This is a genomic window from Rhodococcus phenolicus (genome assembly GCF_001646785.1).
Lineage (GTDB): Bacteria > Actinomycetota > Actinomycetes > Mycobacteriales > Mycobacteriaceae > Rhodococcus > Rhodococcus phenolicus.
This window is the reverse complement of record NZ_LRRH01000048.1, coordinates 25046-37100: the sequence shown is the minus strand read 5'-3', so window position 1 is coordinate 37100 and position 12055 is coordinate 25046. Positions and strand designations below refer to the sequence as shown.

Sequence of the window (12055 nt, the reverse complement as noted above, 5' to 3'; positions counted from 1 at the left end):
GAAGGAGACGACCGGCCATGCCGTTGCACCCCGAGATCGCCCGGATCCTCGCCGACCTGCCCGCCCCGCCGCCCGGACCGCTCGATCCGGCCGCGATGCGCGCCGGGGAACAGGCCCACGTGCCGCCGCTCGAGGAGCGACTGCCCCTGCACGACGTCCGCGACACGATCGTCGCGACGCCCGCGGGACAGGTGCCGGTGCGGATCTACACCCCGACCGACGCCGACACCTCCGGTCTGCTCGTCTACTTCCACGGCGGGGCGTTCTTCCTCGGCAGCCTCGACACCCACGACCACGTCGCCCGCCACCTCGCGAAGGCCACCGGCTGCACCGTGGTGTCCGTCGGCTACCGTCGCGCCCCCGAGTCGCAGTTCCCGGCGGGCCTCGACGACTGCTACGCCGCGGTGCGCTGGGCCGCCGAGAACGGCGACGAACTGCGCTGGGACGGAACGACTCTCGCGGTGGCGGGGGACAGCTCCGGTGGCACCTTCGTCGCCGCGGTCACCGCCCTCGCCCACGACGACGGTTTCGATCGCATCACCCACCAGGTGCTGTACTACCCGTCGCTGGACCTGGACTTCGACGAGGACCGCTACCCGTCGATGCGGGAGAACGCCGTCGGCTACGGCCTCGAAACCGCCGGCCTGAAGCCGTTCAACGCCTTCTACCTGGACAGCGGCGCCGACCCCGCCGACCCGCGCGTCTCGCCGATCAAGCGCGAGGACCTGTCGGGTCTGCCGACGGCTCTGATCGTCACCGCCGAGTTCGACCCGATGCGCGACGAAGGCGAACTCTACGCCCGGCGACTCGAGGAGGCCGGGGTACCGGTGACGCTGCGCCGCTACGCCGGCGCCAACCACGGCTTCGTGCAGAACTTCTCGTGGATCCCCGAATACGCGCAGGTCTTCGCCGAGACCGCCGCCTTCCTGCAGGGCACCCGGCATGAGTGAGGCGACGATCCACCCGATCGTCTCCCCATGGGGGCGGTTCGGGCTCTACACCTTCTACATCGACGCCGAACAGCCCGCGATCGTCGACACCGGCATCGCGTCGTCCCCGGCCGACGGCATGGCCCCCGCGCTCGAAAAGCTCGGCCGGCGGCTCGAGGACGTGCGCTGGATCCTGCTCACCCACGGGCACATCGACCACATCGGCGGCGCCCACGCCCTGTGGGAGGCCACCGACCGCAAAGCGCAGGTCGTCATCCACGAGGCCGACGCACCGCTGCTGCGCTCCCGGCAGGCGCACGTCGACGACTACCTCACCGGCCGCGGACAGTACCTGAACGATCCCGCCGGGGCCGCGAAGGTCACCGCCGCCGCCGAAGCGGTCATCTCCGGGGAGATGGAACCGACCATGCTCGTGCGCGGCGGCGAAACGATCTCCCTCGGCAGGGGCGTGGAGATCTCCGTGCACTCGATCCCCGGCCACACCCCGGGATCGGTCGCCTACGTCGTCGAAGGCCAGAACAGCGTGTTCGTCGGCGACGCCGTCCAGGTACACGGCGCCGCCAACGGATTCCCCGGCTACACCGACCCCGACGCCTACCGCGACAGCCTCGCCTACCTGCGCGAGACGATCCGCCCCGACAAGCTCTACCTCGGGCACCCCTACCGCCGCGCCGACGGCACCCCCTACGGCGTCGAACTCGACCGCGACCAGGCCGCCGAAGCGTTGCGGGAGAGCGTCGACATCGAAGGGGGAGTGCGCGGCGCCGCGCACCGCTGCCTGTGCCACGGACTGCTCGACACCGACTCGGCGTACGCGCCGTTCACCCCGGTCGCCGACGAACTCGGCTACACCGGGGATCCCACGCTCGAACCGTCCCCGTTCTTCACGACGCTGCACGGCTACCGCACCCAGTTTTCGCACCAGCACCGACACGAAGAGGAGTCGTAGGTTCTCATGGCCGAGTTCGAAACGTTCGACGCAGGCGGACAGACCATCCACATCCGCAAGCACCTGCGGGTCCCCATGCGCGACGGCATCGAGTTGGCCGCCGACGCCTACCACGGGGTCGACGACAAGCCGCGCCCCGCGCTGGTCGCCCTCAGCCCCTACGGCAAGGAACTCCAAGCCCTCGCCCTGACCACCCCGCCGCAGCGCCGCCCCAGCCCCATGTGGGACGGCTGCATCGAAGCCGGCGACATCGCCCGCGTCGTCGCCGAAGGCTACGTCCACGTCATCGGCGACATCCGCGGCTCCGGCGACTCCGACGGCGAGCACATCGGCAACTACAACGCCGGCGGTGTCTCGCTCGGGCAGGACGCCTACGACTTCATCGAATGGGTCGCCGCCCAGCCGTGGTGCGACGGCAACGTCGGCATGATCGGCATCTCCTACTTCGGATCCATGCAGATCCTCGCCGCCGCCGAACGCCCCCCGCACCTCAAGGCCATCTTCGTCAGCGGCGGCCACTACGACTTCTACGAAACCACCTACCACGGCGGCATCATGTGGTTCATGCCCCGCGCCGCCCGCGAGGGCCGCGGCGGCGACTCCGGCTGGGCGTTCACCGACCGCGTCAAGTCCCGCATGCTCGAGACCTACACCCCGGAGGAGATCGAGAAGCGCGTCGCCCAACGCCTCGCCGACCCCGACGTCGCCGCCTGGCCGAACCTCGTGCACGTGCTCAACTACCCGAAGCACCACGAAGCCTGGTTCGACATCATCACCAACGAACTCGACGGCGACTGGTACGAGGAACGCAACCCCATCAACCTCGCCCGCAACATCGACATCCCCGTCTACCTGCAGATCGACCAGGGCCGCGGCTGGACGATGGACGGCACCATCGAACTGTTCCACGCCCTGCAGGGACCGAAGAAGCTCGACATCGGCCCCTACCCGCCCATGCAGTCACGGCCCTTCATCGAAGAGCACGACAAGATGTTCCGCTGGTACGACCACTGGATCAAGGGCATCGACAACGGCATCATGGACGAACCGGCCGTGAACGTGTTCGTCGAGGGCGCGCGGCAGCGGGTCACCGCCGACCAGTGGCCCCCGAAGGACGTCGAGCACCGGGCGCTGTACCTGCGGCCACGCGGCAAACTGTCCACCGAACCCGAACCGATGGGCACACAATACGCCGCCCCGGACGGCTTCTACCAGGCGCCGCTCACGGTCACCGACAAGGTCGAGATCCTGAAGTGGGAAACCCCCGCCTTCGCGGAACCCACCGAGATGATCGGCACTGGCGCCGCCCACCTGTTCGTGGAGATCGACCAGCCCGACACCAACTTCATTCTCCGCATGTGGGACTACGCCCCCAGCGGCACACGGCAGCTGATCACCACCGGCTACCTCAAGGCCTCACACCGCGAACTCGACGACCGCACCACCGTGGGCGACCCCTACCACCCGCACACCCGCGCCGTGCCGGTCGAACCCGGCAGCATCGAGGAATACGTACTGCGGCTGTACCCTTTCGCGAACACCTTCCTCCCCGGCCACAAACTCGTCGTGGAACTGTCCAACAACGAACCGCTCGCCGACGAACACAACGCGCTGCTGCCACCGGACGCCTTCCACCTGCCGGTGGGACGCCCCGTGACCCACAAGATCTACCGAGATGCCGCGCATCCGTCCCGGCTGGTCCTGCCGTTCACGACGCGTGGCGAGGGGGAGCAGGGCTGAGCGAGATGTCCGTCACCCGAGTTCGGTGAGCGCCGACGGCGCCCACCCCGGCCACCGGATCATCCCGACGGGCACCCCGGCGGCGAACCGCGCCACCGCCGCCGGGGTGCCCGAGGCGGTGTCGTACACCGTCGCCTGATCGGCGCGACGAATCGCCTCGACGACCAGCGGCCACAACCGCCGGTACCGCGAGCGGATCTTGTCCTCCGGCACCGAATGCCCACCGGCTTCGACGCGGTGAGCCACACGCAGCACCGACAGCGCCTCGGGCACGAGCATCACGTGCAACACCACCGTGAACCCCCCGGCCTGCGCCCGATCGATCAACTCCAGCTTCGACTCGTGCGAGAACACCGTCTCGGCGATGAACGACCGGCCCTGCTCGAGCAACCGATCCCGCGCGGCCGCCGCCAACTGCGCGGCCTCGTACGACATCTCCTCGGCCCGGTCCGGCCAGCGCTGCCGCGCGATCACATCCGCGTTGACGAACACGCTGCGTGGCAGCAGGGGAGCGAGGGTCAGCTCGACGAACGTGGACTTACCGGCACCGTTGGGGCCGACGATCAGATCCAGACGCCTCATTCGGCGTCGAGCACCCACGTGGTGCCGTCGGGGCGCTGCTCGACGAGCCGGCCCTCGTCGTCGAGGACCACGGTGGTGACGCCGCGCGCGGCGAGGACACTGCCGTAGTCGGCGCCGGCGAGACTGTCGGCGAGGCGGGCGTCGATCTCCGCGTTGAACAGGCGACCTTCGGCGGCGGTGAGATCTGTGGTCGGGCGACTCCCGGCCAGCGCGTCCTGCACGCGGTGCAGCGACGCGGTTTCGTGGGCGGTCATGGCCCGGCCGATCCGTGCCCAGTATTCGAGTTGCTGACGGCCGGTGCGGTTCTGGCGGCCACCCTCAGCGATGGCGCTGTCGACGAGTTCGGCGTCGAAGCGGGTGACCTTGTCGGTGTAGGGAGCCATCACGACCTCCAGTTGTAGCAGACTGCTACCGATCGTAGCGCAGTGCAACAACGTGTGCACCCTGCCGATCCGTGCAGGTGACGGAGCCGGGAGGGCGCACACGTGTCAGTGCTTCAGCGGGCTGTAGAACACCAGGCCGTTGCCCTTGTTGTCGTACACCACCGCGCGACGCTCGTGCGCATCGTCGTACGGGCCCTTCACGATGCCGCCGCCGGCGTCCTCGATGGCCTTCGCCGCGGCATCCACATCGGCGGTCTTGATCCCGACGACCACCTGGCCGTGGATGGGATGATCGACCGCGGTCGCGAGCGCGAGGCTCACTCCACCACCGTCGAGCGCGGCGAAATGTGTGCCGTCGCGGAATTTGAGCGCCATCCCCAGGGTGTCGCTGTAGAACTTGATCGATTCGTCGAGATCGTCGGTCGACAGCACGATCATCTTCACTTCGTGATCACTCACGGACAAGCCCTCCTTCGGTGAAAGTGCGCCCAGCGTAACGCTGTTCGACCACACGCGAGGAGGGTCGAACGACCCGACCCGGACCGACTCCCGACGAACCCGCGGCACCGTCGGCACCGAAACGACCGACCGACGCGGTGATGGCTGGGTACGATCCTTGCGTTGTCAACGTTCGGGACGAGCCGACGGTCGGGACATGACAGAGGTCGGCGGACGCACGACGAGTTCCGGGCGGCGAACCTCCACGATCCACCGAACGGGAGACGACGTGAACCACAACGATCATCCGCTGGCCGACGCTCTGGCCACCGTCGGCGTCCCAGACCGCGTGGACACCCCGATCGGTTCGTTCGACTTCTTCGACGGCGTCCCGCTTCCCGGCTCGGTCCGCACGCTCTACGACGGACTCGACTTCCTCCGCGGCGTCGAGGTGTTCCTCAACGCCGTGCCGGGCGCGTCACTGGTGGCGATGCGCAGGGGACTGCGCAGCGTCGGCATCGACGGACTGGGCACGATGGCCTACACCGAGCCGCGGGCGAACTCCGGGAGCTTCTTCCTCACACCGAACACCGAGACCACCTACGCGACGATGTTCCTCGACCTGCGCGAGGGCCCGGTGGTCGTGGAACCACCCACCGATTCGCTGTGTGTGGTGGACGACTTCTGGTTCCGGTACGTGGCGGACATGGGGCTCGCCGGGCCCGACAAAGGGGCGGGCGGCAAGTACCTCTACCTTCCGCCGGATTTCGACGGCGATGTCCCCGACGGCTACTTCGTCTATCGGCCGACCACTTACACCCTCTGGGCGGTCTTCCGCGCGCTCGGGGGGGTCGACGCGATCAAACAGACCCGCGTCTACCGGTTGAGCGACGCGGGCAACCCACCACAGCTGAGCTTCGTCAACGTCGCGGACAAGATCTTCAACACCGTGCATGCCAACGACGCATCCTTCTTCGACGAGGTCGCCGAACTCGTCCAGGAGGAACCACCGGGATCCCTCGACCCCGAGCGCGCCGGGCAGCTCGCCGCCATCGGCATCGAGCACGGGAAGCGGTTCGCGCCCGACGAGCGACTACGGGACATCCTCGATGCGGCGGCGAAGACCGCGGCCGGCATGAGCCGCGCACTGGTGTATTTCCCGCGCAATCCCGAGGCGTTCGTGTTCGAGGGTTCCTCGTGGAAGGAAGCCTTCATCGGCGGCAGCTACGAGTTCCTGCACAACCACGCCCGTCTGCTCGACGCACGCACGCAATACCACTACTTCGCCACCGTGATCACCCCCGCGATGGCGCACGCCCAGGTCGGTGCCGGATCGGCTTACGCCTACACCGCGGAGGACTCCACCGGCCGGATCTTGGACGGCAGCAGGACCTATCGGCTGACCCTGCCCCCGAACCCGCCGACGAAGAACTTCTGGTCCGTCGACATCTACGACACCCAGACCAGATCCCTTCTGCAGACCGACAATCCCTATCCGAGCCTGATGAGCCTCAGCGGCACGGTCGAGGAAGAGTCCGACGGATCGATCGTGCTCTGGTTCGGCCCCACCGCACCCGCCGGCAAGGAACAGAACTGGATCCAGACCGTTCCCGGCAAGAGCTGGTTCCCGATGCTGCGGCTCTACGGCCCGCTACAGCCGTGGTTCGACAAGCTCTGGCGGCCCAGCGAACTCGACGAAGTCGGCTAGCCTCACCGACAACCTCCGCCTGGCGGACGGCACCGCGTTCGGTCACCATCGACAGGTGGATCGCGCCGCCAGACTCTCGATCGCCGTCGACCGGCAGGACGGCCGCTGCCTGTGGTGCGGCCGCAGCTTCGGCCGCCTGATCCCACCCACCACCGAACACCTCGTGCCGCGGCTCAAGGGTGGCCCGAGCACCGTCACCAACGAGGCCGCCGCCTGCCCGCGCTGCAACGCCGACCGCGGCCACACCGGCCCGGCCGCCTGGCTCGACCGATGCCGGCGTCACGACGGATGGGCCCCCGACGAGCACCTGGTCACGCGGCTCCTCGAGGAACTCGCCGCCGAACTCGCCAGCGGAGGCGGCCACCGGCGCGCACGACAGTATCTGGCCGGCCAGCTGCGGCGCCTGCGACGGCCCTCGTGAACCGGGACGAGCGTCGCGGTACAGACCGGGTGAGTCGCACCGGTGCCCAGTTCAATTACGTCACTGTGACAATTTGACCCGCCGCCGGGGGTACCGGCGAAAGAGGGGAGTCGGGTCACGATTCGCATTCCGGCACTCCGGGTTCCGCGCCGGACGCCGCGAAGACCGATCCGAATCGCGCGCCGTGGTTGCGCCACCGCCGACCTCCGATCCCGCACAGCCATTGTCGCGCCGACGAGTCCGACGCCGGCGACGGACCTGCACAGGCCGGATCGTTCGGGCATCATCCAACACCCAGCGCAAAACGTCACTGTGACAAATTTAGGGTTGCCGACGAGCCGCAGAGAGGGGACGAGGCGACGGACCCGGCTGAACCCGGCAGCCGCGAAGACGGACCGGCGCGGACCCGGCCGGTTCGGAGCTGCGGGCCGGCCGCAGGGCCGCGACGCGCAGCGTGCCGAGGCGGTACATCGAGAACGGAACGACACGTATGGCATCCGACGATCGAGCGCAACGCGCAACGCGCAACGCGCAACGACGGAGTCAACGAACGGCGGCATGCCGCACACGGGCGCGAGACCGGCGTCCGGCAAAGTCGGCAAGACCCCAGTTCGAGGCCTATATCCAAATTGCCGATAATCTACATTATGTCAAGTAGTGGAGATTCGGGCCTTCCCGACCACGCCGCGATGGTGGTCCGGAACGACACCGGGACACCCACGCGCCGCGCATCACGATGAGCCTGGCTTGAACGACCGGGCGACACTCGGCCCGAGGCCCGCCGCAATCTCCGGTCCCGGCCCGGCCGACGATTCCGGCTCCGGCGCCGACCCGGGACGCCACCCGTGCGCCTCACATCGGACCCCACAGCATGCGTGCACCCGTCGTGAACGACGGTTGCACAGCCACACCGCGTATGTCGTCGTTGCCATGCACGGGTGCACGACCCACATGGATCGCGGCCCCGAGCGGTCGCGCAAACTCCACCCGCCCCCACTCGCGCCGCGGGACCCCTCCACCACAATGATGGATAATCACCGTTATCCATCAATTCTGTTGTAGCACTTCCCTTTTCGTTGATTCTCCACCACCGCGCAGCCTCCTGCTCGACGGTCCGCCACGCAAGCACCGCGAACGACTCGGAGGATCGATCCCCGAGCCCGACGGACCCCGTGCGCACATCGCCGAGCTCCCCTTTTCGGCCACCCGATCCACACGACCCCTGCGCACTCCCCGGGCCCTGCCGCGACACAATTCGTCACAGTGACATCACCTGGGAGCACTCCCCTCGGCCGCGGTCGCCGCGTCGCCGACGGCTCACCGGGTCCCGGTGAGCCGGAAAACGGGATGCAGGTCGGCTTCGGCCTCGAACGCTCCGGCGGGCGCATCGGGTGCCGCCCGGAAATAGCTGCGGGTGGCCGACGCGACCGCCACCTACTTCTCGAGAACGGGGCCGGCGACACGCGCACGCCTCGTCGACGGTGTAGGGCCGGGTGGCGAATCGTCGGGTCAACTCCACCCGACCGGCCGCACGCGCGTTGTGCACCCACGGCACGGCGCCGTACGGTGCGACCAGCCACAGGTGCCCGTCGTGTTCGACGACGGTGACGGGGTTCGATCGCGATCGGCCGGTGCGCCTCCCGACGGTCGTGAGCAGGTACGAGTGCGGTACGACGCCGACCCGGGCCAGCACGCTCATCACGGTGCTCTCCAGGTGATGCGCGCGGCCGCGCCGGTAGCGGCGGACGAGGCGCTCGGGGGGGTGTCGTCGTTCACAGGAGCCTCGAGGAAGCGCGAGTGGTGCCGTCGTCCAGAATCTCCGAGATGTCGGTACTGTGCAGCGCAGATGATCCGATTTCGCTTCCTCGACCTCCAGGACGGTGCCGATGACCGCGTCCGTGTGGCTGACGCCCGGGCAGTTGTCCGAACGTTCCGGCGTCGCGGTCTCGGCGCTGCACTACTACGAGTCGCGCGGCCTGATCAGCAGCCGCCGCACCACGGGTAATCAGCGCCGGTACCGGCGGGACACGCTGCGACGGGTCGCGTTCATCCGCGTCGCCCAGGGTGTCGGGGTGTCCCTGGACGAGATCCGCGACGCGCTCGACTCGTTGCCGGACAGTCGGGTGCCCACCACCGAGGACTGGGCACGGCTGTCGCAGCGGTGGCACGACCGGCTCACCGAACGCATCGAGGAGTTGACCGAGCTGCGCGACAGCTTCTCGGGCTGCATCGGCTGCGGCTGTTTGAGCCTGAAGAGCTGTCCCCTGGCGAACCCCGGCGACGTCCTCGCCAAGCAGGGTCCCGGCCCGCGCCGCCTGCATCTGCACGACCGTTGACCCGGTGTGCCTTTGTGAGGCCTCCGACCGCCACAAAGGCACACCGGCGGCGGAGCCGCACCGACGAAACGCGGTCGAAACATGGGTCGGCCTAAGCTGGCGCACAAGCACCCGGACGTACCGGACAGGCTGCGCCGTCACCGAGGAGGCCCCATGCATCTGACGCCCTCCGAACAGGAGAAACTGCTGCTCGCCGTCGCCGGGATGGTCGCTCGGGACCGGCATGCGCGCGGTGTGAAACTCAACTATCCGGAGACGACGGCGTTGCTCACCAACTGGGTGATCGAACGCGCCCGTGACGGGTTGTCGGTTGCCGAGCTGATGGTCGCCGGACGCGAGGTCCTGACCCGCGACGACGTGATGGACGGGGTGGCCGAGATGCTTCCCGACGTCCAGGTCGAGGCGACCTTCCCGGACGGCCGCAAGCTCGTCACCATCCATCAGCCCATCGCCTGAGCCGAGGAGCCGTCCATGGCAGGTCTGAACACGTCCGGTCCCGGCGCGATCCGGGTCCGCGAAGGCAGCATCGAACTGAACGCCGACCGGGACCCCGACGAACGGCTCGAGCTGGTCGTCGTCAACACCGGCGACCGTCCCGTGCAGATCGGGTCGCATCTGCACCTGCCGTACGCGAATCCGGCACTCGAATTCGACCGGGCCGCCGCGCACGGTTTCCGCCTCGACATTCCGTCGGGCACCTCCCACCGTTTCGAGCCGGGCGCGTCCCGCACCGTGCAGGCGGTCGCGCTGCGCGGGGCGCGGCGGGTACCCGGCATCGTGATCGGTGTCCCCGATGACGGGGCACTCGACGGCTCGGCGTCCGAGCAGAACGGAGACTGACCGATGGTGCGGATCTCACGGGAGCGGTACGCCGCGATCTACGGCCCCACGGTCGGTGACCAGGTGCGCCTGGGCGACACCGATCTGTGGATCGAGATCGAGGAGGACCGCACCGCCGGCGGCGAGGAGGCGGTGTTCGGTGGCGGCAAGTCCATCCGGGAATCGATGGCGCAGGGTTCGACGACCCGCGCGCAGGGCGCGCCGGACACGGTGATCACCAATGCGATCGTGCTGGACTGGTGGGGTGTGGTCCGGGCGGATGTGGGGATCCGGAACGGGCGCATCACGGCGTTGGGGCGCGCCGGGAACCCGGACATCGCCGACGGCGTGCATCCCGATCTGCAGATCGGCCCGTCGACGGACATCATCAGCGGTGAGGGCCGGATCCTCACCGCCGGCGGGTTCGACACGCATGTGCATCTGATCTCGCCGTCGCAGATCCACGAGGCGCTCGCGACGGGTATCACGTCGATCGCCGGTGGCGGCACCGGGCCGTCCGAGGGCACGAAGGCGACGACGGTGACGCCGGGAGCCTGGCATCTGGGCACGATCCATCGGAGCCTGGAGTCGTTGCCGGTCAACGTGTTGTTGTTCGGCAAGGGCAACACGGTGAGCATGGACGGGCTCGCGGAGCAGGCTCTCGCCGGGGCCGCGGGCTACAAGGTGCACGAGGACTGGGGGTCGACGCCGGCGGCGCTGGATGCGGCGCTGCGCGCGGCCGACGAATGGGGTCTGCAGGTTGCGTTGCATTCGGATTCGTTGAACGAGGCGGGGTTCCTGGAGTCGACGATCGGGGCGATCGGGGGCCGGTCGATCCACGCGTTCCACACCGAGGGGGCCGGTGGTGGGCACGCCCCGGACATCATGCGGTTGGCCGGTGAGCCCTATGTGCTTCCGGGGTCGACGAATCCGACGTTGCCGCACACGGTGAACACGGTCGCGGAGCATCTGGACATGCTGATGGTGTGCCATCACCTCAATCCGCAGGTGCCCGAGGATCTGGCGTTCGCGGAGTCGCGGATCCGGGCGACGACGATCGCGGCGGAGGACGTGCTGCACGACATGGGCGCGATGTCGATCACGTCGTCGGATGCGCAGGCGATGGGCCGGATCGGGGAGGTGATCACCCGGACGTGGCAGGTGGCGCACGTGATGAAGGCACGGCGCGGCTCGCTGGGGCCGGCGCTGCCGGCGGACAACGAGCGGGCTCGCCGGTATGTCGCGAAGTACACGATCAACCCGGCGATCGCGCACGGGGTGGATGCGCACATCGGCTCGGTGGAGGTCGGGAAGATGGCGGATCTGGTGTTGTGGGAGCCGAAGCTGTTCGGGGTGCGGCCCAGTGTGGTGCTCAAGGGCGGGGGTCTGGTGTGGGGTGCGCTCGGCGATCCGAACGCGTCGATTCCGACGCCGCAGCCGGTGTTGCAGCGTCCGGCGTTGGCCGATGCGATCGGCGCGGAGTTGTCGGTGACGTTCGTGGCACCCGCCGCGATCGAGGACGGTCTGGCGGATCGGCTCGGTCTGCGCCGGCCGTTGGTGGCGGTGGGTGACACCCGGGAGGTCGGGAAGGCGCAGATGCGCAACAACGACGTGCTGCCGCGTATCGACATCGACCCGGAGACGTTCGAGATCGACATCGAGGGAGAACGGATCGTGCCGGCTCCCGCCGACCGGTTGCCCCTCGCCCAGTTGTACTCGCTGTTCTGAC

General features: G+C 68.7%; 12 protein-coding genes and 1 pseudogene. 9 read left to right on the top strand and 4 right to left on the bottom strand.

Annotation, left to right across the window (positions count from 1 at the left end; all coding sequences use genetic code 11):
• The first annotated feature begins 17 nt into the window (after positions 1 to 17).
• Genes A8G15_RS14220 through A8G15_RS14210 form a run of 3 tightly spaced genes read left to right on the top strand, consistent with a single transcriptional unit; the run spans position 18 to position 3639 of the window.
• Positions 18 to 950 (top strand): alpha/beta hydrolase, encoded by a 933-nt coding sequence (locus A8G15_RS14220; RefSeq protein ID WP_068160423.1) that lies wholly within the window; start codon positions 18 to 20, stop codon positions 948 to 950.
• On the top strand, positions 943 to 1899 hold the full coding sequence (locus A8G15_RS14215; RefSeq protein ID WP_068160420.1) for an MBL fold metallo-hydrolase: 957 nt from the start codon (positions 943 to 945) through the stop codon (positions 1897 to 1899). The genes A8G15_RS14220 and A8G15_RS14215 overlap by 8 nt, the downstream gene beginning before the upstream one ends.
• Positions 1900 to 1905: 6 nt before the next feature.
• Positions 1906 to 3639 carry a CocE/NonD family hydrolase gene (locus A8G15_RS14210; protein ID WP_068160418.1) on the top strand — a complete coding sequence of 578 codons (1734 nt, stop codon included), beginning with the start codon at positions 1906 to 1908 and terminating at the stop codon, positions 3637 to 3639.
• A 12-nt stretch (positions 3640 to 3651) separates the two neighbouring features.
• On the opposite strand, the gene A8G15_RS14205 is transcribed toward A8G15_RS14210, so the two are convergent.
• The 3 genes from A8G15_RS14205 to A8G15_RS14195 form a co-directional block, all read right to left on the bottom strand.
• Positions 3652 to 4221, bottom strand: a complete 570-nt coding sequence (locus A8G15_RS14205; RefSeq protein WP_068160417.1) for an ATPase — start codon at positions 4219 to 4221, stop codon at positions 3652 to 3654.
• Positions 4218 to 4604, bottom strand: a complete 387-nt coding sequence (locus A8G15_RS14200; RefSeq protein ID WP_068160413.1) for a TA system antitoxin ParD family protein — start codon at positions 4602 to 4604, stop codon at positions 4218 to 4220. Before A8G15_RS14200 ends, A8G15_RS14205 begins: the two co-directional genes overlap by 4 nt.
• A 105-nt stretch (positions 4605 to 4709) precedes the next feature.
• On the bottom strand, positions 4710 to 5063 hold the full coding sequence (locus A8G15_RS14195) for a VOC family protein (RefSeq protein WP_068160412.1): 354 nt from the start codon (positions 5061 to 5063) through the stop codon (positions 4710 to 4712).
• A gap of 268 nt (positions 5064 to 5331) precedes the next feature.
• Here A8G15_RS14195 and A8G15_RS14190 point away from each other — a divergent pair, with 268 nt between their 5' ends.
• Complete coding sequence (locus tag A8G15_RS14190; protein ID WP_245687845.1) at positions 5332 to 6750, top strand: DUF1254 domain-containing protein; 1419 nt, start codon at positions 5332 to 5334, stop codon at positions 6748 to 6750.
• A gap of 55 nt (positions 6751 to 6805) precedes the next feature.
• Positions 6806 to 7171, top strand: a complete 366-nt coding sequence (locus tag A8G15_RS14185; RefSeq protein WP_068160409.1) for an HNH endonuclease — start codon at positions 6806 to 6808, stop codon at positions 7169 to 7171.
• 1504 nt (positions 7172 to 8675) lie between these two features.
• On the opposite strand, the pseudogene A8G15_RS31840 reads toward A8G15_RS14185, so the two are convergent.
• Positions 8676 to 8870 (bottom strand): annotated as a pseudogene (locus tag A8G15_RS31840) (nitroreductase family deazaflavin-dependent oxidoreductase); the annotation flags it as partial.
• A 187-nt stretch (positions 8871 to 9057) separates the two neighbouring features.
• Between A8G15_RS31840 and soxR the strand changes: the two are divergent.
• From soxR to A8G15_RS14160, 4 genes are all read left to right on the top strand, one after another.
• Positions 9058 to 9507: a redox-sensitive transcriptional activator SoxR gene (gene soxR / locus A8G15_RS14175; protein WP_068160406.1), complete on the top strand. Its 450-nt coding sequence runs from the start codon at positions 9058 to 9060 to the stop codon at positions 9505 to 9507.
• 153 nt (positions 9508 to 9660) lie between these two features.
• A complete protein-coding gene (locus A8G15_RS14170) occupies positions 9661 to 9963 on the top strand; it encodes an urease subunit gamma (protein ID WP_068160404.1) in 303 nt (100 codons plus the stop codon).
• A gap of 15 nt (positions 9964 to 9978) precedes the next feature.
• A complete protein-coding gene (gene ureB / locus A8G15_RS14165; protein WP_068160402.1) occupies positions 9979 to 10347 on the top strand; it encodes an urease subunit beta in 369 nt (122 codons plus the stop codon).
• 3 nt (positions 10348 to 10350) lie between these two features.
• A complete protein-coding gene (locus tag A8G15_RS14160; protein WP_211270166.1) occupies positions 10351 to 12054 on the top strand; it encodes an urease subunit alpha in 1704 nt (567 codons plus the stop codon).
• Position 12055 lies beyond the last annotated feature (1 nt).